Raw genomic sequence first — 26186 nt, 5'->3', positions numbered from 1 at the left:
TGGCTGATTGGCCGTCCGTATGGCTAGAGCGGGTCGTAGCAGCTTGTGCGACCCGCGCTGGCCGGGCAAACCACCGCGGCGAAGCCGCCATCCTTCTTCACGGCGAAATCCAGCGTATTGCTGGTTCCGTGCACATCGCGGTGGATCACATCGCCGCGACCTTCACCGGGTGTGTCTTCGATCGTATCGATCAGCCAGTCGCCCTTGCCGAGCGCCGCCAGGGGTAGCCGCAGGGTTTCGCCGGCGCCGCTACGGATGCCGCCGATAAACCAGCGCTTGCCGCTGCGCCGGGCAATCACGATGTCCTTGCCGGGTGTTCCCGAAAGCAGCTTCGTTTCGTCCCATACGGTAGGCACCTGATCCAGGAACGCCAGCGCACTGGGACGCTTGTCGTAGGCTTCGGGGCTATCGGCCAGGTGTTGCCAGCCAGACTCGAACACCACCGACAATGCGGTTTCATGGGCGATGGACGCCATCATCGGGCCGGCGTCGAACGCCACGGGGGTGAAATCCATGGAGCCCACCACATTTCGCGTGAATGGCTGCACCGTATTGGGATATACCGGCGGATCGTTCTCGGTACCGCGTACCGCTTCCATGCTCATGATGTGCGGCCAGGTGCGGGCCAGGCCGTGCGGGATGGTAGCGCCGTGGAAATTCACCATCAGGTGCAATTTCGCGGTGTCGGCAAGGATCGCGTCGTACCACTGGTAGCGCGCCTGCGAGTCGGAATCCATAAAATCGACCTTGACGCCCTTCACCCCCCAGCCCTTGACCTTCGGCAGGATCGCCTGGCGCTTGTCTTCGGTATCAAGGTTGGTCCAACGGAACCACAGCAGGATGTCCACATGCCTGGCATTGGCATACTTCACCAGGTCCGGTATCCAGGCGTCTTTCCAGCCCTCATCCACCAGTACATACGGCAGGTGGTTGCGCGAGGCGAAATCCACATACACCTTTTGTCGTTCGACATCGCCCGGGCTCTGGTGCTCGCTCAACCACGACCATGCCACCTTGCCGGGTTTGATCCACGAGGTATCGGTGAATCTGGCAGGATCGGCCAGGTCGTCCACCAGCGTGGACTGGGTCACCGTGGCAAGGTCGCCGGCAATCACCGTGCGCCACGGCGTGCTGCCGTGGAAGCTCGCCGAGGGATCGAACAACACTAGGCTATAGGTGCCGGTGTCCACGCCATGGCGCATGCGGCTACCGGTGTAGCGGCCATCGGTGTTGCTTTCGGTGACCAGAAGATAATCGCCATTCACTTCGAACAGCGACGGGTAACCGAAGTCGCCGACGGGCGAGCCATAGGCGCTGTCGTGTAAACGCACGCCTTCGTACTGAGGTTTGTAGGGCAGCAACCAGGCCGAGGTGTCCTCGGGGAAGGTGAAGTCGGTGGCCTCGCCCTGCACGGTGGCATCGTTGCTGCCGGGAAGTTCATAGCGCCAGGCGATGCCGTCTCGGGCGGTGCGCACCACCACGTCGAGCCTCGCGCCGTTGGCGCCTGTGAAAGGAAACCGCGTTTCTCCCATGGTCGCCGAGCGCTCCAGGCGCTTGCCGGTGGTCATGGTGTAGTGCTCGGTCACTTCATGGTGGCTGGACAGGCCTTGTTTGAGGCCGTGGGTGAGGTCGGCTTCGGTGGTGCGAAGACCAAGCCGGGATTGCATCAGCGGCTTGCCCTGCGCATTTTCCAGCAGCAAGGTAGGTGTGCCCGTGGTGTCATCCATGACCAGCGATGCCTTGAGCGGTGTATCCGACGGGAAGGGAAGGGGCGTGGTGGTGGCATGCGCTGACACGGCTGTGGTCAACGCCAGGAGAAGCAAGGCGGACGTTCGAACTTGCATCGACAACTTCCCTCGGCGATTCGAACTTCAAATAGTACGACAATTATCCAGGGCGAGGGTCAGGTGCATGGGTGTACATGCAGGTGTCGTGGTTCGCCGCATAATGCGGACATGAGCCTGCAACCCGTTGCCGTCACCCGCTCCATCGTCCTGCGTGTACCGCCAGCGGAGGCCTTCGATTTCCTGGCAGGCGCCGATGTGTTGCCGAAGATACTCAAGGGCCACGGTCTTCTGCCCGCGGTCACAGGAACCAGCGAGCAGACCGGCCCGTGGGACGAACCGGGCTCGAAGCGGCTGATCCATCTTTCCGACCGCACCACGGTGCGCGAGGAAGTGCTCCGCGCCGAGCGCGGCGTTTATTTCGGTTACCACGTGTGGGATTACACCCATCCCCTGTTCTCGCGCCTGGTCGACCACGCGCGCGGCAGCTTTGAATTCCGGCCGGAGTGAGCGGGGACGCGCGTGGCATGGACGTACGCCTTCACGCCGCGCGGATCCACGGGGCGACCATTGCTGTGGTTGATCGTGCACCTGCTATACCAGGGCTACATGGAACGTTGCCTGGGCGAGACGATGCGGATCCTTTCCGAGCCCAGGCCCTAGTCGCTCGCCACGGCACGGACGCGCCATGCAGGGACATCGCGATAGGCATCGGCCACGGCCCATGCACCGAAGGTGATCGCGCAGGAGATCACCAGCGCCGTCCACGCGTTGCGGTCGCCGGGTGATTGCGCAATGGCAGGCAACCACACCAAGGCGGTGATGAGCGCCAGCATCACCGCTTCCAGCCGCGCGGCGAGCGCCGGCCATACGCCGAACGCGATGCCTGCACTCGCGGCGATGCTTCCAGCGCCCGTGATCCACGCCAGCGCCGTATGGAACGGCAACCAGCCGGGGATGAAGGTGATGGTCTGCGCGGTGTAGAAGAAGTGCGACAGGCCGATCATCGGCAGGGCCAGCGCCAGGACGATTCGCGCGCTGCGCACGCCGCGTTCGCCGGTGAGGAAATGCGGCGGCAGCCCGCGCGCTAGCTGCGCATAGAGGGTCCAGGCTCCGGCGTAGATCACCAGGATCTCGCCCAGGCCAAGCCAGGTGGCTTCCATGGTCGGCACCACCAGCACGGCGGGAAGCTTCAGTAGCACCGCCCAGAGCAGCGTGAACACCATCGCCCCCGCTGCGGCAGGCAGGGCAAAGCGCGGCAGCAGCAGGCCCACGCCCGTGACCAGTTCAACGATGGCGCAGAGGTAGGCGATAAAGGTACGGCCGGGAAGGTGCTCGATCGGGATGCGCTGCCATACCAGGGCGAAGTCGCCATGGATCAGGCCCAGAAGACCCAGGCCGATTAGTGACAGGGCGAAGGCGATACGCGCCGGCCGGATGCGTTCATGGGTTCGTTCCACCGGCGGTGAGGTCGGGGCTGGCGCCCCGCGCGCACGCGTGGCGAACACGGCGTTGAACTGCAGGCCATCCGATCGCGTTGTACCGGTCATGCGGGTATCCCCTGTGTCCCGACTCCATGGGAATCCCTGGCCGACGGGAATTAAAGAGCCAATCCGGGCAATCCGGGCCGACCAATCCACAAGCTGATGCACGCCAGCGGCCAGGTCACCGGATCGCCCCCGGCGTGCCCGCGTCACGCCATGAACGGCCCGGCGTGCGTGGCTAGACTTCCCGGCTCCCTCCATGGAGAAATCCTATGCGCCCCACCTTCCTTATGCTGGCCTGTATGGGCTCCCTGTGCGCGGCGATGGCGCTGCCCGCGCTGGCCGCCCCGGAATGGACCCAGCCCACACGGCCCTTCCGCATTTACGGCAACACCTACTATGTGGGAAGCCTGGGCCTTAGCGCGGTACTGGTGACCTCACCGAAGGGCCATGTGCTGATCGACGCCACCCTGCCAGAGAACGCATCGATGGTGGAGGCGAACATCCGCGCACTGGGCTTCAAGCCATCGGACGTGAAAGCCATCCTTAATTCCCACGCGCATGTGGACCACGCCGGCGCAATCGCACAGGTGGCCCGTGACACCGGGGCCACGGTGTATGCAAGTGCGCCGGGTGCGAAGGCGCTTGCCCTGGGCGGGGTGGATCCGGACGACCCGCAATACCAGCCGGGCCCGGGCTATTCCCCGGTGAAGGCGACAGTGGTTTCCGATGGCGGGCACGTGAAGGTGGGGCCGCTGGATATCCAGGCGCATGCCACGCCGGGCCACACGCCTGGCAGCACCAGCTGGACATGGCGTTCGTGCCAGGACGGCAAGTGCGTGGACATCGCCTATGCCGACAGCCTCACCGCCCTCACCAACGGCACCTACCGTTACACCGATACGCCGGCGCATCCGCATCGGGTGGAGGACTTCCGCAGGTCCATCGCAACCGTCGCCGGCTTGCCGTGTGGCATCCTGCTGACCACCCACCCTGATGCCAGCGATGAACTCGAACGCGCGGCCAGCGGAAAGCTCCAGGACACCGCAGCCTGCAAGGCACTCGCCGTGCACGCGAACAAGGCGCTTGATGCAGAGCTGGCCCGGGAAGCCAACGCTGTACGCTGACAACTTCAGCAGGGCGTGGACACCGCTTCGAGATAGGCGCGGGCCAGCGTTACCAGTTCATCCTGAAGGACCTCGGCCGGCATGATGTGCCGGTTACTTTCCAGGATGTTGCGCACCGGCCCGGCGATGGCGCCAAGGATGACCGCCGCGTGCCTGGACGGATCGTTGAAATCGCGATCACCGGCGGTTGCCAGCGTGCCGGACACGGCTGCCAGCATGCGCTCGCGGGCCATCTCCACGCGTTCGGCGCCACCGTGTTCGGCGGCAATCGCGTACAGCGCCTGCGAGGCGCGGGCATGTTCGAGCTTGGCGCCGACATAGGAGTGCACCAGCGCCTGCGCCATGTCGGCGACCGTGCCGCCACGCTGTTCCATGCATGAGCGTTCCACGGCCATCGCCACGTGGGTCAGGTGCTGGGCCAATACGGCCGACAGCAGGGAACGCTTGTCGGGGAAATACTGGTAAAGGCTTCCCACCGAGACGCCAGCGCGTGCAGCCACCCGGGTAGTGGTGGTGCGCTCGATGCCTTCGGCCAGGAGTACCTGGATGGCGGCTTCGCCGATCGCGGCAACAGTGATGGCTGAGCGTGCCTGCAAGGGCTTCTTGCGAGGTATGAGCGGGGGCGTGGGTTCGGTCATTGTTGAAAACCTAGTCTCCATACCGGGCGATCTCAAGAGTGCCATTGTCTATTGGATCGTGGCAGTGTGCCGGTCCAACGGTCTAGTGCGGATGCACAATACCCGCCCTTTCGGTACGGCGGGAAGATGGTGGGCTCATACCTTTCCAGGCGCCATGCCATGTCGATCACCTACCGCTGGACGATCCATGTCCTTCGCACGCTGCTCGGTGCGCTGTTTGCCTTCTCCGGCGTCAATCATTTTGCGCACATCTGGCAGCCGCCGGCACCGGTGGCGGCGGCCGCGCAATCGTTCCTGCAGGGGCTTGGCGCGAGCGGGTTCGTGATGCCGGTGGTCAGCGTGATCTTCGTGGTGGCCGGGCTGCTATTGCTGGCCAATCGCTCGGTACCGTTCGCCCTGCTGCTGCTGGCCGCGCCCGTGGTGGCGATCTTCGGCTACCACGCAGTGTCCGAACGCGAAGGCTTCGGTATCCATTGGATCGTACTGGCCGTGTACCTGGTACTGGCCTGGGATCGTCGCGCGGCATTCGCGCCGCTGTTTGCCGGTCCCGCCCGCAGGGGCAGGACAAGCACGTTGTTCAATCCGGCCCTCTAGTTCTTTGCGTCCGGCACTGGTGCGCCGAAACGCGGCGTGCCGTCGGGACCGAAGTCGAACGGCTGGATGCGTGGCGCTCGGCGCTTCGTGCATTTCCAGTCGGGGCCGCCGTTGGCGTGGTAGATCAGCCAGTGGCGGCCGTCGGGTGTCTGGAAGAAGCCGTTATGTCCCGGTGCGTACACGCCGTTGGCACTGGCAAATACCGGCGTGGGGGATTTCTTCCACGAAGCGGGGTCGGTGAGGTCGGCCTTTGCATCGGCGGTAAGCAGGCCCAGCGAGTAACCGTCGGACCAGCAGGCGCTGGCGGAGTAGGTCAGGAAGACCTTGCCGGAGGGACCGGCAAGGAATTCCGGCCCTTCCAGGATTTTCCTGCCACCCTGCATTTCCCACTCATAGGTTGGTGCGGCGATGTCCACCTGTTTATCGGACAGCGTCCAGGGGTTCGTCATCGGCGCGATCACCAGGTCGCTGTGGTCACCCACATAGGCGGAGTACACGAAGTACCGCTTGCCGCCGTGATCGAAAACGGTGCCGTCGATGCCGTTGTAACCGGTCTTGAGCATGCCCTTGTCCACCCACGTGCCTTCGGTGGGATCGCTCGAGGGGTTCTCCAGCACGAACACGTGGCGATGGGCGTCGTCGTCATGCCCTCGTTCTGAGGCGCTGTAATACAGGTACCACTTGCCATCCAGGAAGTGCAGCTCCGGCGCCCAGATCGAGAACGAATGCGGCCCCGATACCGGTGCGCGCCACACGGTGACGCGCATCGCTTGGCTGAGCTTGCGCATGTCGGTGGTCTTCCACAGGTCGATGCGGTCGCCGAGTGTGTTGGTGTAGTAATAGAAGCCGTCTTTCTGCGCCACCCAGGGGTCCGGCCCCGAGGGCAGCAGCGGATTGCCTGCCTGCGCCAGGGCAGGTGCGGTCAGGGTCAACGCCAGTGCGAACGCCTGCTTCTTCAGGTCAAGGCGCGTCATCACCATCCACCTGCAGGAAATCGACGTCCTGGACGTAGGCTGCACCATCGACGTCGATCGTGTTGAAGCCCGCCAGCAGAGGCGCCTTCACCGTCAGCACGTTCCAGCCCGCCTCGTGGGCCGGGCCGGTGGTTGATGGTTGTACCGCGCCGTTCACCCGCAGGGCCGGGGTGGCGGCCAGGCCGACGTCGGCGAAGACCAGCCGCAGGGTATGGGTGCCGGCCGTGCTGTTGATCTGGAAACGCAGCCGCCCCTGCGAGCCTGCGCCCAGGCGTGCCTTGCGCAGGTTCGACGCATGGCGGTCGGGAACCTGCACGGCGTCGGTCATGGCGGCGTCCTCGGCCTCGTAGCGGTCGAAGCGTAGCGGCGCTGAGTTGTACAGGATCTCGTTGGATTTCTCCGACGAGGGATCCTGTGGGGATGATGAAGACGTGACATGCAGGAACGTGCCGTCGTCGCGCTGGAGCAAGGCTTGCGTCCAGCCGGCGTGGATATTTCCGGTGAGCTTCTGTACCGGTGCGCGCACTTCCCACCACGGCCCACGGCCGGAGGCGTTGTTGAAGTAGAGGGCGCGGCCGCCTTCGTCGCCACCGCCACCGGCGCGTTCGGCCAGGACCACGATCACGCCCTCAGGTCCGCCCACCGGGAACCAGCGGATCACCGGACAGGCCGCCGGCCAGGCGCCGGACTGTGTGATCACCGGATCGCCATGGCGCTGCGGGTCGCCGAAGTCCAGGCCGTCGCGGCTGAACTTGATCTGCACCTGGCCGTTCTGCGGGCCGTCGATGTTCTCGTAGGTCATCGCGTAGCGGCCGTCACCCAGGCGCTCGACGACGGCCATGCCCGGGCGCTCCACGCCGCCGGGAATGGCCACATCCAGTACTTCCTTGCCCCAGGTCTTGCCGCCGTCGGTGGACAGCTTATGAGCCAGTACCTGGTTATAGCCTTCGGCCTTGTGCTGCTCGGACGAGTAGTAGGCCACCATGCGGCCGTCATCGAGCACGTGGATGTTGGTTTCCCACACGCCCTTGTTGTCCTTGTCCGATGGCTTGCCGCCGCCCTTGATCACCGAGCCGCGATAGGTCCAGGTCTTGCCGTCATCGGTGGACGCGTACACCTGGAGGTCCTGCGTGCCCACGTGGTCGTGCTCGTCGTTGCCGGTGGCGTTGGCCGAAAGGATCAGCGTGCCGGCGGCCAGGCCGCCGCTGGCACGCTGCATGCGCATCAGGTGGGGTTGCCAGCGCAATTGCCACTTTGCGTTGCCCTTGTGGGCCTGGTCGGTGATGTCCATCAGGTGCATCCAGTGGTCACCGCCGTCGCGGCTCTCCCACAGCGGAATACCGCCCATGCCGTGCTGTTCGAACACCATCAGCAGGTGTTTGGGATCCTTGCCTGGTGCATCGTCGAATCGCGCCACCGAAACGTAGCCGGTACCCGGTGCCAGGTGAATGCCTGTCGCCACATCGCGCCCGTCCTGCGCCTGTGCCGTACCCAACGCCAGGGCGATACCCATGGCCAGCCATGCCTTGCGTGTCATGCGTCTTCCTTCAAAAAAAAGGCGGCGCGGCGGTGCGATCCGCCGGCCGCCAGGGGAGAAACGTCAAAGCTTCAGGCGCAGGCCGACGCCCACGGTGCGATCCTGGTAACGGATATCACGCGGGCGGGTGGTGCCGTCGCCAAAGTAGTTGTGGAAGTTCGCACCGAAGATGTTCGTGGCGTTGAACACACCCGTCAGGTACTTGTTGAAGTCGTACGACAGCGAGAAGTCGGTCTGGTTGGCGGGGGTGACCTCGTCCAGCACGCCGGCCACGTTCGGTGCATTGAAGCCGTCGACGAAGCGGCTGCGGTAGTTGTAGGCCAGGCGCGCGGACCAGCCATACTTCTCATAGATCAGCACGGCGTTGCCGTTGTTGCGCGAGACATTCTGCAGCGGCGATACCACCACCGGGCCACCGATGAACTGCGGCGAGCGCGTGGAGCCTTCGATATAGGTGTAGTTCAACTGCACACCCAGGCCGTTGAATGGTTCGGGCAGGAAGTCGAAGAACTGCTGGTAGGCCGCCTCCGCGCCGTCCAGGTGGCCGGAGCCTGCGCTCTGCGGCGAGGACAGCTGGTAAGGCAGGCCACCGATGGTGACGTCGGTGATGTAGTTCTGGATGTAGCCGTTGATGTCGCGGTAGAACACCGTGCCGCTCAGGTAGCTGGCGGGAGCGAAGTACCATTCCAGCGAGGCGTCGTAGTTGGTGGAGCGGATGGGCTTTAAGTCCGGGTTGCCGGAGGCCGCGGCGCCGGCACGGTTGATCGTGGGCGGGTTGAGCGAAATCGACGGGTTCAGCTGGCCGAAGTCCGGGTAGGTAAGTGTCTTGGCTGCCACGAAGCGGGCCTGCAGGTTGTCGGTGAAGTGCAGGTTGAAACTGAAGTTGGGTAGGTACACCGGCGAGTTGGTGGCGTCGTCGATCGGCGAGTACAGGTTGGTGCCGGCGTCGTATGAGTACGCATTCAGGCGGCGCTGCGTGCGCTCCATGCGGATGCCGGCCAGGCCGTCGAAGGGCAGGCCGAACAGCGTGTTGCCGTAGCCGACCTGGAAGTACGCGGCGTACGCGTGCTCCTTGATCTGGTAGAAGCGGCCGTTGTCCTCGCCGGGCTGGCCGGCGTCCAGGCCATACAGGTTGCGGATCGCGCCCTTGTTGTCGACCAGATAGTTGTAGCAGCCCGACAACCACGACACCGGGATCGCCGGGGTGGTCGGCTGGTCGCAGAAATAGCCATTGGGGAAACGCGCGATCACCTGGTTGGCCGGGTTCGGGTTGTCCGAAATGGCGCCCGTGCCGCCCGGGGGCGCGGTGGAGATGTCCACGCTGCCGTGGTATTCGGCCTTGTGGTCGGAGTAGCGCACGCCGAAGTCGGCGTACTGGAAGAAGTCGTTCTGGAAGTCGAAGGTACCGTCGGCGCGCCAGGCGAACTGACTGGCCTGCTGGTCGTTCCAGTCCTGGAACAGGCCATTCAAATAGTAGTTGGCCGGGTCCAGCTGGGCGTTGTTGCCGATCAGCCAGTTGGCGCGGTTACCCTGGTTGCCGCTCCAGATGGTGGTCACAGGCGCCTTCAGGAAGGTATCGATGATGAAGGTGTCTTCATGGAACGAGGTGGAGTTCCACGAGAAATCGGTGGACAGGTTCCAGCGGTCGTTATGCCACTTCGCGCCGAGCGAGTTCTGGATGTCGTGGCCATGTTCCTGGTGGGCCTGGGTGCTGGTGGCGGCGTAGGTATTGCCCGTCCAGGTGCCGCTGGTGGCGTCGCAGATGGTCTGGCCGTAGAACGGTGATCCGCCGAGCTGGTTCGGGTAGCAGTTGTTGCCCACGGTCAGCGCCGAGGGTGTCACCGAGCCCACCGGGAAGCTGAAGTAGAACGGCTGGTTGTACTGGTCTGAATCCCAGTCGTACAAACCTTCGGCGTAGAACTCCGTCTGGTCGTTGGGCTTCCATTGCAGGGCGTAGTTGGCTTCCTCGCGCTTGCGGTCGCCGATGTTGTAGTCGGCGCCGAAACCATTGGGCGCGGAGATCAAATTACCGGCGGAGGTTCGCATCGGCGTGCCCGTGCCGTCGGTGAGCACTTTGGGAAAGTCCCCCCACACCGCGTTGTAGTCGTAGTGCTGCCTGCTGTAGCCGGCGTTGATCAGGGCGCCGAAATCACCGGCATCGGTGTGCCAGCGGTTGGACAGCAGCACGCTGCCGGTGGGATCGTTGTGGTCGGCGTAGTGGCTGTGCGTTTCGTTGATGGTGGCAGCGACCTTCGAGCCGTCGAAGTCGAGCGGGCGGTACAGCTGCATGTCCACCAGGCCGGCGATGCCGCCGTCGATCAGGCTGGCTTCGCTGCTCTTGTACACCGACACGGTTTTCACCGCGGTAGCGGGCAAATTCTGGAAGGCGAAGGCACGGCCTACGCCTGAGAAAATTTCGCGGCCGTTCAAGGTGGTGATCACGTTGGGCAGGCCGCGGATCACCACGCTTGAGGTCTCGCCCTGGAAGCCCTGGGCTACCTGCACGCCGGTGATGCGCTGCAGGGCATCGGCCACGCTGTTGTCCGGCAGCTTGCCGATGTCCTCGGCCACGATGGAATCCACCACCATGCGCGCGTTCTGTTTCAGCGACTGCGCGCTCTGCAAGCTGTCGCGCACCGGGGTCACCGTCACCCCGGAAAGGTTGATCGCATTCTTCGCTTCCGCCTCGCGCTCGGCCTGGGTCTTGTTCTTCACAGGCGCTGTAGTGCTGGACGGAGCACCCGGCGTGGTCTGGTTGGCGGCCTGGGTGGTGTCCGTTGCAGGCGGCTGGTCGCCGGCATGGGCGGCTGGTGCCAGCGCCGCGGCGATCATGGTGGCGAGCAGGGTGGTCTGGATGCTTATGCGGTTCATGTGGATTCTCCCCTCAGAGAATTTCGTGCGGCTTGTGATGTGGGTGGATGGAATACCTGCGGGCCTGGGGTGTCCGGGTGTGCCGGGGTTTGGCTTTAGCTAACGTGGGGCGGCTTTCTCGCCGGAAGGCAGGCCCATGGGCACGCCGGCGTCGATCGGCACGCCAAGTACCGGGGCGCCGTGCGCGTCGAAGTGCATGGGCTGCATGCGGATGTCGCGGCAGGCATAAGCGTTGGGTTTGCAGTCCAGGCGTTCGATGGCGTGGTAGACGTTCCACTGCTGTTTGCCGTCGGGCGAGGGCACGAACACCACCGAGCCCGGCCCGTAGACCGTGCCGTGGTGATCGAAGATCGGGCCGGATTTCAACCATGAAGCGGCGTCACGCGCATTGCCACCGGCTTTGAGCGACAGCAGTCCCACCGCGTAGTCGTTGGGAATCCAGCTGGCGCTACCGGAATAGGTGATGTACGTGCGGCCGTTGCGCGCATAGCCCACCGGCCCTTCCTGGATGGGTTTGTCACGCGTCTCCCAGGGTTCGGTCGGCGTGGACAGTAAAACGGTTGACCCATCCACGGTCACTGCATCGCGCAGGCGCGCCAGGCAGATGCGTTGTGGAAAGGCACTGTCGGCCTGGTTGGTGCATGACCATGTCAGGTACCGCTTGCCATCGGCGGCGGTAAAAACGTTGGGGTCAATGCCCCAGTGATCGGGGGACAGCTTCAGTTGCCCGTGGGTCAGGCCGGTATCGGCTTCATGGAACTTGCCCAGCGCCGGGCCGGATTTATCGGCAGCCAGTACGAACAGGCGATGGTGGTCGTTGTCGCCATCGTCGGCCGCGTAGTAGGCGTACCAGCGGCCGTCGATGTAGTGCAATTCAGGCGCCCAGACTTCCTTGCTGTTGACGATGTCGCCGGGGCCGTGTTTCCACACTGCCTGCCAGGGCGCCGTCGCCAGGCCGGTCAGTGAGCGCGACTGCTTCACGCAAATATCGGCGATACCACAGCCGGACGAGCTGTAGTAGTAGATCCCGTCCACCACTTCGATGTAGGGATCCTGGCCCACAAAGACGGGGTTGGTAAACGTAGCAGCATGGCTGGCACAGGCAATCACGAGCGTGCCCAGGAGGGTCAGTCCTCGACGCTTTCCCCATGCTGTGGTCGTGCAGCTGATTGCCATGGTCCGTTGACGCCCCTTCGCGTCGTCTTGCCCTGCTTTACAGCTTGAACCGCACGCCCAGGCCCACCGACTTATCCTGGTAGCGGTAGTCCTGCGGCATGGTCGTGCCCTTGCCCGCGTAGGAATGGAAGTTGGCGCCGAAGAGGTTCGTGGCGTTCAACACCACGGTGAAGTTCTTGCTGATGTCGTAGCTGACGGACAGATCGACCTGGTTGGCTGGCTTGTCGTACATCTGCGCGTTGTTGCCGATCACGCCGGATGCGGCCAGGAAGAATTCCGGGAACTTGCTGCGATAGTTGTAGGCCAGTCGGGCGGAGAGGCCGTACTTCTCGTACATCAGTGCCACGTTGCCGTTGTTCTTCGACACATTCTGGAACGATGCCTCGATGAACCCGTCGCCGGTCATCGACGGCGTGCTGAGCGAACTGTCGATGTAGGTGTAGTTCACCTGCAGGCCCAGGCCACTGAAAGCGCCGGGCAGGAAATCGAAGAACTGCTGGTAGGCAAGTTCGGCGCCCTCCAGGTGTCCCGAACCCGAACTCTGTGGTCCGGAGATCAAATAGTTGATGCCGCCGATGTTCTGCTCGAAGGTGTAGTTTTCGATGTAGCCGGTGATGTCGTGATAGAACACGCCGCCGGTGAGGGAGCCGACGGGGCTGAAGTACCACTCCAGCGTGGCGTCGTAGCTCTTGGACTTGGTGGGCTTCAGGTTCGCATTGCCGCCGGCGCCGGTCGCGATGGTATTGGCGGTAGGTGGGCTCAGCGACAGCGACGGGTTCAGCTGGGTGAAGTCTGGATACTGCAGTGTCTTGCCGGCCGACAAACGCATCTGCAGGTCGTCACGAAAATGCAGGTTGAAGGTGGCATTGGGCAGCGCATTCTTCTGGCTGGTGCCAAGGCCTATGGGTGAATACGCGGCCGAAGCACTGTCGTAGGTGAAGGCGTTGAGGTCGCGGTTGGTTTTCTCAAAGCGCGTGCCGATCACACCGTCGAAGGGCATGTCGCCGATCTGGCCGCCGTAGTTGAGCTGGGCGTAAACCGAATACGTTTTCTCGTTGATGTCGAAGAACTGGCCTTGCTGTGCTGCCAGGTGGCCCGGTGCCAGGCCGTAGTACTCGCGCAGCGCGTCCTTGTTGTCGATCAGGTAGTTGTAGCAGCCGGTCAGGGCGCTGCCTGGTACCGTGCCGGTGCGGGGCACGTTGCAGAAATAGGACGAGCCGAACTGGCCAAGTACATTGTTTTGCGGGTTCGGCGAGCCGTCGGCAAGGTAAGCACCGCCCGGCGGCGCCTGGTCGAACTGCGCGCCGGTGGCCTTGGCGGTGGTGTTGGCGTAGCGCGCACCGAAGTCGAGCGAGTTGAAGATGCCGGCGTCAAATGACCAATCGCCGTCAAAGCGCCAGGCTGTCTGCGTGGCCTTGTTGTTGTTCCATTGTTGATACAGGCCATTGAGGAAGTAGTTGGCGGGATTGAGCTGCGGATTACCCACCAGTCCCCAGGTGTTGGGGTAGTTGTAATACGTGGTGAGCGGCTGGGTCTTGGCATCCAGGTATGTGTCGATCACGAAGCGCTGGTTCTGGTAATCGGCGGAATTACGCGTGACATCCGAGGACAGGTTCAAGCTGTCGCCGTGCCACTTGATGCCCAGCGAATTCTGGATGTTGTGGCCCCAGTCTTCGTGCGCCTGCGTGCTCGTGGCGGCGTAATAGTTGCCGGTGAACTGGGCGCTGGTGAGCGGGCAGATGGTCTGGCCGGCGTAGGGCGAATCCATCGCGCCGATCGGGAAGCAATGGCTGCTGGCGGTGAACTGCGAGGGCGCCACCACATTCTGCGGGCCGGAGAAATAATAAGGCTGGTTGTAGCGGTCGGAGATCCAGGTATACAGGCCCTCCAGGTATACCTCGGTATGGTCGTTGGGCTTCCACTGCAAGGCGTAGTTGGCTTCCGGACGCTTGCGATAACCGATGTTGTAATTCGCGCCGTACTGGTTGTTCGCCACCAGCAGGTTGCCATTGGCGTCGCGCACGGGATTGGTCGTGCCATCGGTCAAAACGCGGGTGAGGTTCGAGTCTACATACGCCACGTTGTAGTCGTAGTGCGAGGTGTTGATGCCGGTGTTCAGCAGTGCGCCAAACTCGCCAGCGTCGGTCTTCCAGCGGTCGCTGATCAGGAAGCTTGCCGATGGATCGGTATGCGCACCGTATTTCTGGTTGGTCTCGTTGGCGGTGGCCGATACCTTCAGGCCGTCGAAGTCGAATGGGCGGAAGGTGCGGATGTCCACCGTGCCGGCGATGCCGCCGGTGACCATGGTGGCATCGGTGGACTTATACACATCCAGGCCGCTGACGGCGGTGGCGGGCAGGTCCTGGAACGAGAACTGGCGGCCACCGGAGCTGAAAAGCTCACGGCCATTGAGCGTGGTCACTGCGTTGGGCAGGCCGCGGATCACCACCGAGGTGGTCTCGCCCTGGAAGCCCTGGGCCACCTGCACGCCGGTCACGCGCTGCAGGGCGTCGGCCACGCTGTTGTCCGGCAGCTTGCCGATGTCCTCGGCCACGATCGAATCCATCACCATGCGCGAGTTCTGCTTCAGCGACTGTGCGCTTTGCAGGCTGTCGCGCAGCGGCGTCACCGTCACCCCGGTCAGGTTCACCGCGTTCCGCGCTTCGGCCTCGCGTTGCGCCTGGGTCTTGGCCGCCGGCTTCACCGCGGCCGGTGAAGGGGGTGCTGCCTGGGTCGATGGCGAGGCTGGCAACGGATCGCCAGCGGGTGGCTGTCCGTCGGCATGCGCCGCTGGAGCGAGCGCGGCGGCGACCATGGCGGCAAGCAGGGTGGTATGGAAACGGGCGCGGTTCATGGGGATTCTCGCGTGCGGGGATGAAATGTGCCTACTTGCGGGGTGCGACGGGATACATCTGGTCCTCGGCCGGAACCACACCACGCGGTGCATGTGAAAGGGAGCGCAGGATGTCGGCTTCGCGCTGGCGGTAGGGCGTGCCATCGGGATGCAGCAGGTCGTGGAACCACAGCACCGGCGGTTCATCGGTATAGGGTTTCTTCCAGGAATCCCAGGGGAATTTCGTTTGCGTGAGGCCGTCGACGAAGCCCCAGTTCACCATGCCTACATCAAGCTTCTTGGCCACAGGCAGCACGCCGTCGATGGTGGAGCCGACGCCGCGCGCCATGTACTCGGTGCAGATCAACGGACGGCCATAGCCCTGCAGCTGCTTTACGCGCGCGGCGAACACTTCAGGCCAGTCGTAGCTGTGGAAGCTGATCACGTCCGACTGCTCAAGCTGGGTGCGCTCCACGGCGTTGAGTTTGGACATGTGCGACCAGTCGTCGTCGTGCCACAGGCCGCTGGTGAGCGGTTGGGTGGGTTTGGCGCTGCGAGCCCAGGCGAATACCTGGGGCAGCAGGGTGGCCACGTGGTTGAATTTATCCGTTGGCTCGCGCAGCTTGTAGTTGCCGCCACCGGCGTTATCCGGCTCGTTCCAGACGTCCCAGGCAAGGATGCGCTTGTCGTTGGCGAAGTGGCCGACGATGTCTTTCACGTACGCTTCGAAGCGCGGGTACTGGGAAGGGTCGGTCATGGCCACACCGGGGCTTTGCACCCAGCCGGAGTTATGCACGCCGGGGATCGGTGGCCGCTGGGGCCCAAGCTTCGGCTCCGGATCCCAGCATGAATCGAACAGCACGAAGATCGGTTTGATGCCGTGCTTGCTGGCGATGGCCAGGAACTTGTCCATGCGGTCCTTCAGGCCTTCGGCATCCTGCTTCCAGAGCAGGTCGTGCAGGAACACGCGCATGGTGTTCATGCCCAGCGACTGGGCCCATCCGAATTCCTTGTCGATCTGCGCCGGATCAAACGTGTCGCCCTGCCACATCTGCAGTTCGTTGATGGCATTGGCCGGGATGTAATTGCTGCCCAGCGGCCACGCCTGCTTCGCGTACCAGCTGTTGGCCTGTTGCGGCGTCCAGCGTGTGCCTGTGCCGGCGGCATCGGCCGCCCGCACGGCGCCGGTGGTGGCCAGGCCCAGTGCGATCATCAACAACCACTGCTTCATGACGTTCCTTTTTCGAAGACAAACCGACCCCGTGACGGCCCGATCGGGCCCTCAGTCATGGCATCGCTCAAGCGTTTATTTCTTTACCGAAAACTCGTAGATGATCAGGTTGCGGTATTCGTGGCCCGGTTCCAGGCGCGCTGAGCCGAAGGACGGCTGGTTCGGCGTGTCGGGGTAAAGCTGTGGTTCCAGCACGAAGGCATCGCCCTGGCGGTACACGTGGCCGCTGGTGCCCACCGTGGTGGCATCGAGGAAATTGCCGGAATAGAACTGCAGGCCCGGTTGCGCGGACTTGAGCGTGAGCACGCGGCCGGATGACGGATCCTGCACGCGGGCCACCACGCGCGGGGCGCGGGCCTCGGTACGCGAGATCACCCAGTTATGATCGTACCCACGGCCATTCAACAGCTGCTCTTCCTTGCCATCGCGGATATCGCGGCCGATCGCCTTGGGCGTGCGGAAATCGAACACGGTGCCGGCCACCGGCGTGATCTTGCCCGTGGGGATGGATCCTGCATCGACGGGAAGATAGGCATCGCCGGCAATGGTGAGAAGATCGCCCATCACGCTGCCGGAGCCTTCTCCTGAGAGGTTCCAGTAGGTGTGGTTGCTCAAGTTGACGATGGTTGTCTTGTCGGTAACCGCGCGGTAATCGATGGAGAGGCGGTTGTCCTCATCCAGGGTGTAGGTGGCGGTAACGTCGAGCTTGCCGGGATAACCCATGTCGCCGTCGGGGCTGGTGACCTTCAGGGTAACGCTGGCCGCTTTGGCATCGTGTTTGACGTCGGCCACCGTCCAGATGAGCTTGTCGAAGCCCTTCGTGCCGCCGTGCAGGGAATTGACCTTGTCGTTTACCGGCACCGAATACTGATGGCCATCCAGCGTGAACTTTCCGCGGGCGATGCGGTTGGCGTAGCGGCCGACGGTGGCACCGAAATACTGCGGGGCTTTCTGGTAGCCGTCGAGGGTAGCGTAGCCCAGCACGATGTTCGCCTGCTTGCCCGCGGCGTCGGGTGCGGTGAGCGACTGCAGGGTGGCACCGAGCGAGATCACCCGGGCGGTCATGCCGTGGCTATTGCGCAACACCACGGCTTCCACCTTGCTGCCGTCGGCCATGCTGCCGAACGACTCGCGCGTCGCATCCGCGGCGGCTGCCTGGCCCGCGACAACAAGGGCGACGAGGCACCACGCCGGGTACGACCAGCCGAATCGCTTCATGTGCTCGAGCCCCGACCCCAGTGAAGATAAGATCAGTCAAACATATTGTATGACTATCGCGCAACATGACAAATGGAACGGAATAATTATGCTGCGTTGCGTCAGATGTTGTGAGGACGTACTTTCCGCTTCCTTGCCTTACTCTGCGGCAATGCCGCATGGCATGCGGCGGAGTTGCACGACACCGACCACGCAAATGCACAGGGGATGGCTTGGCAGAATGCCTTGCGCTGCCTATAGTCAGTTTGTATGACAAACGGCGCGCGGCATCCGTCGCTTGCCTTTCCTGCAGGGGAAACCATGAGGAAGCCCAACGCGGTCCGTACCCTGTATGGACACGTGATGCACGAACTGGGGCAGCGCATCGTCTCCGGACGCGTGCGCCCGGGCGAAGTGCTGCCACGGGAGGAAACCCTTGCCACCAGCCTGCAGGTCAGCCGCACCGCGTTGCGGGAAGCCTTGAAGGTGCTCTCGGCCAAGGGCCTGATCGAGTCCCGCGCCGGCGTGGGCGCGCGCGTGCTGCAGGAGCGCTACTGGAACCAGCTCGATGCCGATGTGCTGGCCTGGCGTTGTGCATCGATGCCCACCGACGATTTCATCGACAAGCTGGTGGAGATGCGCGAGATCATCGAGCCCGCCGCCGCCGCGGCCGCGGCGCGCCATCGTACCGATGCACAACTGGCGGCCATCGAAGCTGGCTTTGCGTTGATGGATGCATCCACCACGCTCGACGAATGGGCCAAGGCCGACCTCGTCTTCCACGAAGCCGTGCTGCATTCCACCGGCAATGAACTGCTGATGTCGCTGTTCTCGGTGATCGAGACCGCACTCGGCATGTTCTTCGTGCTTTCCGCCCGGAACGCCAGCAACTTCAAGTATTCCCTGCCGCACCATCGGAAAGTGCTGGAGGCGATTGCCCGCCAGCAGCCGGAAGTGGCACGCAAGGCGATGCAGGCAATGATCGGCGATTCCCAGGCAAACCTGAAGAAACACCGGGGTCATGCCCGAAAGAAGGCGGGCGCCTGATTTCCCGCAAAGGCTTCGATCAGTCGGCCAGCATCTGTCGCACGCGCGAGGCAAGGCGCTCGAAGGCGAACGGTTTGGTGATCATCTGCATGTTCGGTCCAAGGAAGCCCCCCGGCGCGGCGGCATTCTCGGCGTAGCCGGTCATGAACAGTACCTTGAGGTTCGCGCGGCTGGCCATCGCCGCGTCCGCCATCTGGCGGCCGTTGATCAGGGGCAAGCCGATGTCGGTGATCAGAAGGTCGATGTGCTGCTGGGATTGCAGCAGGTCGAGCCCTGCCTGGCCGTCGCCGGCTTCGAGCGTGGTGTAGCCCAGTTCATCCAGGACATCCACCACCAGGCTGCGTACCACCGGCTCGTCTTCCACCACCAGCACGACTTTCCCGCTGTCGCCGTGGTGATGGAGTCCGCCGGCTTCGGGGCTTTCGACCACCGGGGCGTCGATGAGATGGCGCGGCAGGTACAGGTGGATGGTGGTGCCCTGGCCCAGTTCGCTCACGATGCGCGCCACACCTTCGGACTGCCGTACGAAACCGTAGATCATCGATAGCCCAAGCCCGGTGCCCTGGCCCATCGGCTTGGTGGTGTAGAACGGCTCGAATGCGCGATCGATGGTGGCAGGCGACATGCCGACACCCGTGTCTGTCACGGCGATGCAGATGAATTCGCCCGACGGCACGTCGTGGCCGGCAGCGTCGGCGACGAGCGTGGAATTCCTCGTGGTGATGGTGAGTTCGCCACCGTCGGGCATGGCATCGCGGGCATTGATCACCAGGTTGAGGATGGCGCTTTCCAGCTGGTTTTCATCGCAAAGGGTGAGCCACAGATGGTCGTCCAGATCCAGCTGGACGGTAATGTGCTCCCCCAGCGTGCGCCGGAGCAGGTCTTCCATCGACTGCACCAGCGGGTTCACCCGCACGGGTTTCGGATCGAGCGGTTGCCGGCGGGAGAATGCCAGCAGGCGGTGGGTGAGGGCAGAGGCGCGATTGGCCGAGGTCATGGCGCCGGTGATGAAACGGGAGAGATCGTTGGTGCGGCCTTGCTCGATCCGCGCGGCGATCAGGTCGAGGCCTCCCACGATGCCCTGCAGCAGGTTGTTGAAGTCGTGCGCAATGCCGCCGGTGAGCTGGCCGACGGCCTCCATCTTCTGCGCCTGGCGCAGGGCATCTTCCTGCCGATGAAGCTGCTCGGTGCGCTCGGCCACCTGTTGTTCGAGCGTCGCATTCAGGCGCTGGGTTTCTTCGAACAGGCGAGCGTTGTCGATGGCGATCGCAGCTTCCGCTGCCAGCGCCATTACCGGATGTTCGGCGCGCTCGGTGAACACGTCGGGTTCGGGATGACCGAAAAACAGACCGCCCCGCACGTAGCCGCCGCGCGCCACCACCGGCACGGCGAGATAGCTGGTGACGTCAAACGGGGCCGGGGATTCTGTCCGGTTGTGCGTGTACTGGCTATAACGCGGGTCGGTCTTGATGTTGCCCGAACGCACGATACCGGTGCCTTCCGGCGTGGACGCGAACACCTCGGTATTCCGCATCATCGCGTACCGGCCGAACATCTCAGGTGACACGCCCGACAGGGCATACAGCGGGTAGTTGCCGTTACGTCCGTCGAGCGTGTTGTAGATGAAGGCGCCGAAGCCTGCCCCGGTAAGTTCCACGCCGGCGTCGATCACCGCCTGCACCAATGCGTCGACGGAAGTTTCCCGGGCCAGCGCGGTACTGGCGCGGTTGAGCACCGCCAGCACGTGGCGCTCGTTTTCCAGCGCCTGCTCGGCGAGCATCTGTTCGGTGCGATCGCGAAGCACCTTGACGAAGGTAATGTTCCCTGCGCCAGCACCGGAGACGGGCGTCATTTCGCCCACTGCCCAGAAGCGCGAGCCATCCTTGCGCACGCGCCAGCCTTCATGGCCACCACGGCCATGGGTCCTGGCGTCGTGCATTTCTTCGGCAAGGCGATCGCGTGGCTGGCCGTCTTCGGGGAAGATGCGCTCAAGCGACTGGCCGGTCATCTCGATGGCGGTCCAGCCCAGGAGCTTTTGGGCACCGGCGCTCCAAAGGCGCACGAGCCCCTGCGTGTCGAGCGCGATGATCGCCGTGTCCACGGCGCTGTCCAGGATCAGCGATAGGGCGCTTGCGCTCGGTTCCAATACGTTCTCCTCCGGCGGGCGATCATAACCCCGCAGGGCGGCGGACCGAACCCCCGTGGGTCTACAGCGGGTGCACCCGGCAAGCGCGCTCGACTGCATCGAACACGATGGCCAGCCGCACATGCGTGGCCGGCTCCGGATGGGTGGCGGCCATCACACGCCCGAGTTGTTCCAGTTCCTTGCCAACCTGGCCCAGGCGGCCAGCCTCGATTGCCACCCCATAGCCACGGAATTTGCGGCTGTCCAATGCACCTTGCATGGCCCGCCGGCCGTCACCCGGGCGCACCTTCACCAGTTCTACACCCGGTTCGGCAAGGAGGTTCCGGATCTTCGGGTGGTAGATGAGTTCGATCGTGGCGCCGGGGACGGACATGGACCGGGCGATCAGGTCCACCGCCAGCTGGCAGGCGTGGGCCTGGGCGATACCGGCCGGATCGTCCAGCGGCGTGGCTTCCTCGCCCAGCGGCGCCATCGGGCCCAGGCCCAGCAGGGCCCGGCCGTCGGCCGATAACAGCACCAGATCGCCACCACGGCTGCGGTCTTCGGCCGGATGCATGCGGAACGCCTCGGCACTGCCCAGCGCCGCGGTTTCGGGCACCGTGATGGTGGCCGGCACCGTCTCGGCCGATGCATCGTCCTCGCTCCTGGGCCAAAGGAAATAGGTGGCAACCGCCGCCAGGGTCACGCCCAGGAGGATAAGGATCAGCAGGATATCGTCGATGCCCATCGATGGTTCGCTGGCGCCTTGGGATGGGCGCCCTGAACGGATATCGGCATCTATGTGCACAGGTTGAGCCCGGGGCTTGCCACCTGATTGCCGCGCCGTGCCATGACGACCGCCGCCGGGATCGCCGAGAATGGATCCACCTTCTTATCCATGAGGCAACACATGCCTTTCGAAAAAGTCCGGCGGCCCATGCGCCTGTGGGGCATCCTTGGATTGAACATCGTCACCGCGGCACTGGCCATGGCCAGCTACGCCCCCAAGGGCAGTGGACCCGACGCGCCGCCACCGGTTCATTACAACCCCCTGGTGATGGGGGTAACGGGGTTGCTGGCGTTGGCCGTGGTGGTCTGCACCATCGTGGCCCTGGTGGGGCGCCCGCGCTGGCGCTGGTACGCCCTGGGTTCGGCATGCGTGTTCTTCGGCTTGCGCCTGCTGGACCAGGTGGTTTCGATGATCTCGCCAGCACCAGGGGTGCCACCGGGCGATCCGATGGCGCTGGGCGTGGCGGTGGTGATGATCGGCATGAACCTTTGGGTGTTCCTGGGCATGCCGGCGGACGATTTCTACGAAAGCCGCGACCCACGTTTCCGCCTTCCGGATGACAACGCCCTGCCGCATGTGTGAGTCCTGCCCGTCGATCGGGTGGCGGGAAAACGTTTACCCGTCGATATGTGCACAAATTCTGTCAAAAAATAACGGTTTATAACCTTTGTCCGCTAGAAAAGTACGCGATGGCCTCTGTAATCTGGCGACGGGGAAAGTAGTACCGACCTTGGCCTGGAGTAGGGCACCACCATGCAGACGCCGCGGGCGCGCGCCTTGATCATCGAGGACAACTTCCTGCTGGTCGAAGCACTCATCGACACGCTGGACATCCTTGGCTATGACGTGGCCGCCACGGCGGCCTCGGTCGAGCAGGCGATTGACGCTGCCCACAGGGTGCAATGCGAACTGGCCCTGGTGGACCTGGACCTTCGCGGCAAGAACGCGTGGCCCGTCGTGGACATTCTTCGTCGCCGCGGCATTCGCATCATCATGACCACCGCCACCGGTGCCTGCGACATGCCGCTGGGATTCCGCGGCACGCTGGTCGAAAAACCTTTCGACATCGGCATGCTTCGGCGCGCCATCGACGCCCATCCGTCGCACATAGCCTGATCGCTTGCCCAATAACGCCATCGGGCGCATGATCCGCCGGGGCAGCGACGACCCTTCGTACAGGATCATCGCTGGACGGCCACGGTCGAGGGGATGCCATGGGTGCCGTTGCATGACGTTCACCGCGCAGTCCGTGCGGGCGACTTATTTCGATGAAAGCGAAGATGCGCCGTCGGCGTTCCGGTTTCCCCGATGGCGGGGCACGGTATTGTTCCGAGACCGCTACGGCGTGCACGGCATGCCGCGCGAGTTGTGGGACGCCCTGCGCGTGGCAAGTCCCCATGTGTATTGGTGGCTCGGGGAATATGCGCGTGGTGCGGAAGCCGATCCCTGGTGCCGCACGGTGCCTTCGGAATGGAACGCCTTCGCCCGCACCATGCACGGCTCGGGGTCGCCCGATTGCGTCCTGGTGGATCCGGCCGAATGCTGGGCGGTGCTGGTGGACATCGACTGCACGGTGCTTGGATGTTCACCGGAAGTGGCCAGGGTGATCGACGCGCGGCTGGCCATGCATGGCAGCAGCTTGCGTACGCTTAGCGACGCTGACTATGGCGATGCTACCGAGTGGAGCTATCGCCGCGCCGTGCTGCAGGTGTAGAGGTTAATCCACCCGAGCGCGGATGGCGGCGGAGAAATCCCCGTCGAACCCTGCCGCGCGGGCTTTTTCGCTGATCGCGGCATGCTTGCGAAGCGTGTCCACGCCATCGGGGGCATCCACGGCGCCAGCGTCGCGCAGGTACTCAGGCAGGTAACCGGTGGCCAGCAGGCGGATATCCATCGGCAGCCCGGGATTCAGGCGGCGTGCCATGCGGTAGACCAGCGTGGTGCAGTTGGATGTGATGGTGTTGTACCACCGGGGCCGGGCCGCCAGGCGGTTGGCCGCGCCTACATAGGCCACGAAAAGCGAGCGAAGTGTTTCCGCTTGCGCATTGAGCGGTAACAGGTAGGTATCTTCCATGCGTACATTGGTGCGCACGCCGATGATGTCAGGCTCCGTGGCTGCGATCAGGATCATCTCGTATTGTTTGAAGAAGCCGCCGATGGCCGAGAACGCCTGTCCGCGCTTCTTGCGGATCTCCACCGAGAACACCAGATGCCGGCCATCGTCGAAGGCGAAGGACACCATGGCGTGGGCGATGCTGCGCAGTCCCCAGTAGGAGACCACGGCATCGGCGTGACGCAGGCGGGACAGATCGAATGACGGGTTCGCCCAGCGCACTTCGTAGCTTTCCTCCGACGTCCAGCGGAAGTCACGGACATTGGCGAGCTGCACCATGTCGCCATCGACACGGCCGGTGAGCGTGCGGGCAACGTCATCGGCCCAGTCGCGCTCGTTCGATGGCGCGATGCGCCACCACCAGGCCAGCAGCAACAAGAGCACCAGGCCCCATGCAAGCCAGGGCCATGCATTGGCGAAAACGACGATGGCTGCGAAACACGCCACGGCAGCGGCGAGGTAGGCAACGAGCACCAGCCTCGTGCCGTGGTACCAAAGCGCCATGGCGCCCCAGGCACCGGAAACAAAGACGATGGCGGCGACGAGCATCGCCGCCAGCAACTGCATGCCCGCGCGGTACGCGCCCGTCATCTACTTGCAAGGTCTGCGGTCATATGAGCCAGTGTAATGGCGCGATGAAGATCAGCAACGCAGCAGGGTGAGCAGTTCCTTGCCTTCCTCGGGCGTGATGGCTTCCGCTTCCACCCGCAGGTGCATGTCCGAACCGGTGCTGGTATTGCGCACCCGTCCACTGCGCTCGTCCCGGAAGCGTCCCATCAGCACGTCGTTCACTGCGCAGTGGCCTGATTCGATCAAGCCCAGCGTGAGCCCGTTGTCTCGCTCGATCAGAGCCACCTGCAGATCCGGGTTGTAGAACCTGACCACACCTCGCATGACCTTGCCCCTTTTATCGGCGTCGGTTTACCGGCTCTCTACGGAGCCATTGCGAGCTCTACAGCACGTTCCGTGCCACGACGGTGGCGGACGGTGGGAAGCCGGCGCCGCCCAGGCAACCCAGGGCGCAAAGGCCTAGCAGCACGATCCAGGCAACCAGCCAGGCCACGCGCAAACGTGCCTTCACCGCCACGGCCGCCAGGCCGCCGATGAGCGCGCCCAGCATCGATGGCGCCACGGCGATGCCGATCGCCGCGGCGATATTCTCCTTCCAGGCAAAGTGTCCCAAGGCCAGGCCCGCGATCAGCAGCAGGGTGGCGGCTGCCAGCGTCCAGGCTACGCCGAGATCGCGCTTGGGATGGAAGACGAAGGCCGGCTCCCCGGGCAATGGCGGTGGTTCGACGCTTCGGCCCAAGGGTAGTGGCGGTACATCCGCCATCGAGACCGGCATATGGCAGGCGGGGCAAACCCGGGCCGACGACGATACGTCGGCGCCGCAAGACAGGCAAAGCATGGACAACCCCTGATACGTCCGGCGCCACGCTACGCAGGCGCCGCCACTTCGTCAAGGCGGCCAGGGCATGACTTCCGGCAATATCTGCCGACCGTGGCGACAGCGCACTATCCCGCGAACCCACCCACGGCCACACCTTCGCCGTCCCCACCCAAGGAATTCCATGCGTCGTCTCATCGTTTCCGCCATCGCCCTGGCCCTGGCCGGTATCGCCGCCAGTCCTGTCGTGCTGGCAGCCGATACCTCGGCTCCCAGCGTCCAGGCCGTCACCGGTACGACGCAGCTGCCGCGCAACGTGCGGCCGAGCCACTACGCCGTGTCCATCACCCCGCATGCCGACAAGCTCGCTTTCGACGGCAAGGTCGCGGTGGACCTCGACGTGCTCGAACCCACCCGCACGATCACGCTGAACGCCATCGACATGACCTTCGCCAGCGCCACGCTCACCCCGAAGGGCGGCAAGCCCTGGACGGCGAAGGTAAGCGTGGACGACAAGGCGCAGACGGCCACCTTCACCTTCGACAAGCCGGTGCCCGCTGGCGCGTACACCTTGTCGATGGCCTATACCGGCAAGATCGGTACGCAGGCCAACGGCCTGTTCGCCATCGACTACGACACCAAGGCCGGCAAGAAGCGCGCACTCTATACCCAGTTCGAGAATTCCGACGCCCGACGCTTCATCCCCTCGTGGGACGAGCCAGCTTACAAGGCAACGTTCGACCTGGACGTCACCGTGCCCACGGGCCTCATGGCGGTGAACAACATGCCGGCGGCAAGTTCGAAGGACCTGGGCAACGGCCTCACCCACGTGGTGTTCAAGACCTCGCCGAAGATGTCCACGTATCTGCTGTTCTTCGGCCTGGGCGACTTCGACCGCGCCACCACCATGAGCGGTGACACCGAGATCGGCGTGGTGGTGCAGAAGGGCCACGTGGCGCAGGCGCAGTTCGCGCTGGAATCGTCCAAGGCGGTGCTTGCCGAGTACAACGACTACTTCGGCGTGCCCTATCCGCTGCCCAAGCTCGACAATATCGGTTCGCCCGGCAGCAGCCAGTTCTTCGGTGCGATGGAGAACTGGGGTGCGATCTACACCTTCGAATATGCGCTGCTGCTCGATCCGAGTATTTCCACCCAGCGCGACCGCCAGGGCGTGTTCGGCATTGCCGCGCACGAAATGGCCCACCAGTGGTTCGGCGACCTGGTCACGATGCGCTGGTGGGATGACCTGTGGTTGAACGAAGGTTTCGCCTCGTGGAT

The 26186-nt window shown here is 63.9% G+C and carries 23 protein-coding genes; 8 read left to right on the top strand and 15 right to left on the bottom strand.

What is annotated here, in order from left to right; genetic code table 11:
* Positions 1–23: 23 nt before the first annotated feature.
* The gene (locus tag VGM61_RS00450) at positions 24–1844 is read right to left on the bottom strand and encodes a glycoside hydrolase family 97 protein (protein ID WP_331520723.1); all 1821 of its coding nucleotides are present in this window, start codon (positions 1842–1844) and stop codon (positions 24–26) included.
* A 111-nt stretch (positions 1845–1955) separates the two neighbouring features.
* Between VGM61_RS00450 and VGM61_RS00445 the strand changes: the two genes are divergently transcribed.
* Positions 1956–2294 carry a hypothetical protein gene (locus VGM61_RS00445; RefSeq protein WP_331520722.1) on the top strand — a complete coding sequence of 113 codons (339 nt, stop codon included), beginning with the start codon at positions 1956–1958 and terminating at the stop codon, positions 2292–2294.
* A gap of 149 nt (positions 2295–2443) precedes the next feature.
* Here VGM61_RS00445 and VGM61_RS00440 read toward each other — a convergent pair whose 3' ends face one another.
* Positions 2444–3334: a hypothetical protein gene (locus tag VGM61_RS00440; RefSeq protein WP_331520721.1), complete on the bottom strand. Its 891-nt coding sequence runs from the start codon at positions 3332–3334 to the stop codon at positions 2444–2446.
* A gap of 206 nt (positions 3335–3540) precedes the next feature.
* Here VGM61_RS00440 and bla point away from each other — a divergent pair, with 206 nt between their 5' ends.
* Positions 3541–4395, top strand: coding sequence for a subclass B3 metallo-beta-lactamase (gene bla / locus VGM61_RS00435; RefSeq protein WP_331520720.1), 855 nt, complete (start codon positions 3541–3543; stop codon positions 4393–4395).
* Positions 4396–4400: 5 nt separating this feature from the next.
* On the opposite strand, the gene VGM61_RS00430 is transcribed toward bla, so the two are convergent.
* Entirely contained in the window at positions 4401–5033 is a 633-nt protein-coding gene (locus tag VGM61_RS00430; RefSeq protein WP_331520719.1) for a TetR/AcrR family transcriptional regulator, read from the bottom strand.
* 159 nt (positions 5034–5192) lie between these two features.
* Between VGM61_RS00430 and VGM61_RS00425 the strand changes: the two genes are divergently transcribed.
* Positions 5193–5627, top strand: coding sequence for a hypothetical protein (locus tag VGM61_RS00425; protein ID WP_331520718.1), 435 nt, complete (start codon positions 5193–5195; stop codon positions 5625–5627).
* On the opposite strand, the gene VGM61_RS00420 is transcribed toward VGM61_RS00425, so the two are convergent.
* The 7 genes from VGM61_RS00420 to VGM61_RS00390 all read right to left on the bottom strand — a co-directional run bounded on the left by VGM61_RS00420 (position 5624) and on the right by VGM61_RS00390 (position 17467).
* Complete coding sequence (locus tag VGM61_RS00420; RefSeq protein ID WP_331520717.1) at positions 5624–6601, bottom strand: glycoside hydrolase family 43 protein; 978 nt, start codon at positions 6599–6601, stop codon at positions 5624–5626. The genes VGM61_RS00425 and VGM61_RS00420 overlap by 4 nt on opposite strands.
* A complete protein-coding gene (locus VGM61_RS00415; protein WP_331520716.1) occupies positions 6588–8138 on the bottom strand; it encodes an exo-alpha-sialidase in 1551 nt (516 codons plus the stop codon). Before VGM61_RS00415 ends, VGM61_RS00420 begins: the two co-directional genes overlap by 14 nt.
* 63 nt (positions 8139–8201) lie before the next feature.
* Positions 8202–11009, bottom strand: coding sequence for a TonB-dependent receptor (locus tag VGM61_RS00410; protein ID WP_331520715.1), 2808 nt, complete (start codon positions 11007–11009; stop codon positions 8202–8204).
* A 99-nt stretch (positions 11010–11108) separates the two neighbouring features.
* The gene (locus VGM61_RS00405; RefSeq protein ID WP_331520714.1) at positions 11109–12185 is read right to left on the bottom strand and encodes a glycoside hydrolase family 43 protein; all 1077 of its coding nucleotides are present in this window, start codon (positions 12183–12185) and stop codon (positions 11109–11111) included.
* 37 nt (positions 12186–12222) lie between these two features.
* Positions 12223–15039, bottom strand: coding sequence for a TonB-dependent receptor (locus VGM61_RS00400; protein WP_331520713.1), 2817 nt, complete (start codon positions 15037–15039; stop codon positions 12223–12225).
* Between the two features lie 31 nt (positions 15040–15070).
* The gene (locus VGM61_RS00395) at positions 15071–16249 is read right to left on the bottom strand and encodes a cellulase family glycosylhydrolase (protein ID WP_331520712.1); all 1179 of its coding nucleotides are present in this window, start codon (positions 16247–16249) and stop codon (positions 15071–15073) included.
* Between the two features lie 75 nt (positions 16250–16324).
* The gene (locus tag VGM61_RS00390) at positions 16325–17467 is read right to left on the bottom strand and encodes an aldose epimerase family protein (RefSeq protein ID WP_331520711.1); all 1143 of its coding nucleotides are present in this window, start codon (positions 17465–17467) and stop codon (positions 16325–16327) included.
* A 300-nt stretch (positions 17468–17767) separates the two neighbouring features.
* On the opposite strand from VGM61_RS00390, the gene VGM61_RS00385 reads away from it, so the two are divergent.
* Positions 17768–18493 carry a FadR/GntR family transcriptional regulator gene (locus VGM61_RS00385; protein ID WP_331520710.1) on the top strand — a complete coding sequence of 242 codons (726 nt, stop codon included), beginning with the start codon at positions 17768–17770 and terminating at the stop codon, positions 18491–18493.
* 19 nt (positions 18494–18512) lie between these two features.
* Here VGM61_RS00385 and VGM61_RS00380 read toward each other — a convergent pair whose 3' ends face one another.
* Together VGM61_RS00380 and VGM61_RS00375 are read right to left on the bottom strand one after the other, a co-directional pair.
* The gene (locus VGM61_RS00380; protein WP_331520709.1) at positions 18513–20639 is read right to left on the bottom strand and encodes an ATP-binding protein; all 2127 of its coding nucleotides are present in this window, start codon (positions 20637–20639) and stop codon (positions 18513–18515) included.
* Between the two features lie 61 nt (positions 20640–20700).
* A complete protein-coding gene (locus tag VGM61_RS00375) occupies positions 20701–21366 on the bottom strand; it encodes a hypothetical protein (protein WP_331520708.1) in 666 nt (221 codons plus the stop codon).
* 162 nt (positions 21367–21528) lie between these two features.
* On the opposite strand from VGM61_RS00375, the gene VGM61_RS00370 reads away from it, so the two are divergent.
* The 3 genes from VGM61_RS00370 to VGM61_RS00360 all read left to right on the top strand — a co-directional run bounded on the left by VGM61_RS00370 (position 21529) and on the right by VGM61_RS00360 (position 23122).
* Positions 21529–21990 carry a hypothetical protein gene (locus VGM61_RS00370; RefSeq protein ID WP_331520707.1) on the top strand — a complete coding sequence of 154 codons (462 nt, stop codon included), beginning with the start codon at positions 21529–21531 and terminating at the stop codon, positions 21988–21990.
* Positions 21991–22161: 171 nt separating this feature from the next.
* Positions 22162–22524 (top strand): response regulator, encoded by a 363-nt coding sequence (locus VGM61_RS00365; RefSeq protein WP_331520706.1) that lies wholly within the window; start codon positions 22162–22164, stop codon positions 22522–22524.
* Between the two features lie 112 nt (positions 22525–22636).
* Positions 22637–23122 carry a hypothetical protein gene (locus VGM61_RS00360; RefSeq protein WP_331520705.1) on the top strand — a complete coding sequence of 162 codons (486 nt, stop codon included), beginning with the start codon at positions 22637–22639 and terminating at the stop codon, positions 23120–23122.
* A 3-nt stretch (positions 23123–23125) separates the two neighbouring features.
* Here VGM61_RS00360 and VGM61_RS00355 read toward each other — a convergent pair whose 3' ends face one another.
* The 3 genes from VGM61_RS00355 to VGM61_RS00345 are packed head-to-tail and all read right to left on the bottom strand — an operon-like array spanning position 23126 to position 24830.
* The gene (locus VGM61_RS00355) at positions 23126–24112 is read right to left on the bottom strand and encodes a DUF4105 domain-containing protein (RefSeq protein ID WP_331520704.1); all 987 of its coding nucleotides are present in this window, start codon (positions 24110–24112) and stop codon (positions 23126–23128) included.
* A gap of 51 nt (positions 24113–24163) precedes the next feature.
* Complete coding sequence (locus VGM61_RS00350; protein ID WP_331520703.1) at positions 24164–24415, bottom strand: hypothetical protein; 252 nt, start codon at positions 24413–24415, stop codon at positions 24164–24166.
* 58 nt (positions 24416–24473) lie between these two features.
* Positions 24474–24830 (bottom strand): hypothetical protein, encoded by a 357-nt coding sequence (locus tag VGM61_RS00345; protein ID WP_331520702.1) that lies wholly within the window; start codon positions 24828–24830, stop codon positions 24474–24476.
* Between the two features lie 262 nt (positions 24831–25092).
* On the opposite strand from VGM61_RS00345, the gene VGM61_RS00340 reads away from it, so the two are divergent.
* Positions 25093–26186 (top strand): M1 family metallopeptidase (locus VGM61_RS00340; RefSeq protein WP_331520701.1); only part of this gene is annotated, 1094 nt, incomplete at its 3' end.

Origin of the sequence: Pinirhizobacter sp., from assembly GCF_036499745.1 — a bacterium.
Lineage (GTDB): Bacteria > Pseudomonadota > Gammaproteobacteria > Xanthomonadales > Rhodanobacteraceae > Pinirhizobacter.
This window is presented reverse-complemented; position numbering and strand designations above follow the sequence as displayed.

What these genes read in the sequence shown, in the direction of transcription:
- VGM61_RS00450 (WP_331520723.1), bottom strand. Translation starts at nt 1,844, where the DNA reads ATGCAAGTTCGAACGTCCGCCTTGCTTCTCCTGGCGTTGACCACAGCC.
- VGM61_RS00445 (WP_331520722.1), top strand. Translation starts at nt 1,956, where the DNA reads ATGAGCCTGCAACCCGTTGCCGTCACCCGCTCCATCGTCCTGCGTGTA.
- VGM61_RS00440 (WP_331520721.1), bottom strand. Translation starts at nt 3,334, where the DNA reads ATGACCGGTACAACGCGATCGGATGGCCTGCAGTTCAACGCCGTGTTC.
- bla (WP_331520720.1), top strand. Translation starts at nt 3,541, where the DNA reads ATGCGCCCCACCTTCCTTATGCTGGCCTGTATGGGCTCCCTGTGCGCG.
- VGM61_RS00430 (WP_331520719.1), bottom strand. Translation starts at nt 5,033, where the DNA reads ATGACCGAACCCACGCCCCCGCTCATACCTCGCAAGAAGCCCTTGCAG.
- VGM61_RS00425 (WP_331520718.1), top strand. Translation starts at nt 5,193, where the DNA reads ATGTCGATCACCTACCGCTGGACGATCCATGTCCTTCGCACGCTGCTC.
- VGM61_RS00420 (WP_331520717.1), bottom strand. Translation starts at nt 6,601, where the DNA reads ATGACGCGCCTTGACCTGAAGAAGCAGGCGTTCGCACTGGCGTTGACC.
- VGM61_RS00415 (WP_331520716.1), bottom strand. Translation starts at nt 8,138, where the DNA reads ATGACACGCAAGGCATGGCTGGCCATGGGTATCGCCCTGGCGTTGGGT.
- VGM61_RS00410 (WP_331520715.1), bottom strand. Translation starts at nt 11,009, where the DNA reads ATGAACCGCATAAGCATCCAGACCACCCTGCTCGCCACCATGATCGCC.
- VGM61_RS00405 (WP_331520714.1), bottom strand. Translation starts at nt 12,185, where the DNA reads ATGGCAATCAGCTGCACGACCACAGCATGGGGAAAGCGTCGAGGACTG.
- VGM61_RS00400 (WP_331520713.1), bottom strand. Translation starts at nt 15,039, where the DNA reads ATGAACCGCGCCCGTTTCCATACCACCCTGCTTGCCGCCATGGTCGCC.
- VGM61_RS00395 (WP_331520712.1), bottom strand. Translation starts at nt 16,249, where the DNA reads ATGAAGCAGTGGTTGTTGATGATCGCACTGGGCCTGGCCACCACCGGC.
- VGM61_RS00390 (WP_331520711.1), bottom strand. Translation starts at nt 17,467, where the DNA reads ATGAAGCGATTCGGCTGGTCGTACCCGGCGTGGTGCCTCGTCGCCCTT.
- VGM61_RS00385 (WP_331520710.1), top strand. Translation starts at nt 17,768, where the DNA reads ATGAGGAAGCCCAACGCGGTCCGTACCCTGTATGGACACGTGATGCAC.
- VGM61_RS00375 (WP_331520708.1), bottom strand. Translation starts at nt 21,366, where the DNA reads ATGGGCATCGACGATATCCTGCTGATCCTTATCCTCCTGGGCGTGACC.
- VGM61_RS00370 (WP_331520707.1), top strand. Translation starts at nt 21,529, where the DNA reads ATGCCTTTCGAAAAAGTCCGGCGGCCCATGCGCCTGTGGGGCATCCTT.
- VGM61_RS00365 (WP_331520706.1), top strand. Translation starts at nt 22,162, where the DNA reads ATGCAGACGCCGCGGGCGCGCGCCTTGATCATCGAGGACAACTTCCTG.
- VGM61_RS00360 (WP_331520705.1), top strand. Translation starts at nt 22,637, where the DNA reads ATGACGTTCACCGCGCAGTCCGTGCGGGCGACTTATTTCGATGAAAGC.
- VGM61_RS00355 (WP_331520704.1), bottom strand. Translation starts at nt 24,112, where the DNA reads ATGACGGGCGCGTACCGCGCGGGCATGCAGTTGCTGGCGGCGATGCTC.
- VGM61_RS00350 (WP_331520703.1), bottom strand. Translation starts at nt 24,415, where the DNA reads ATGCGAGGTGTGGTCAGGTTCTACAACCCGGATCTGCAGGTGGCTCTG.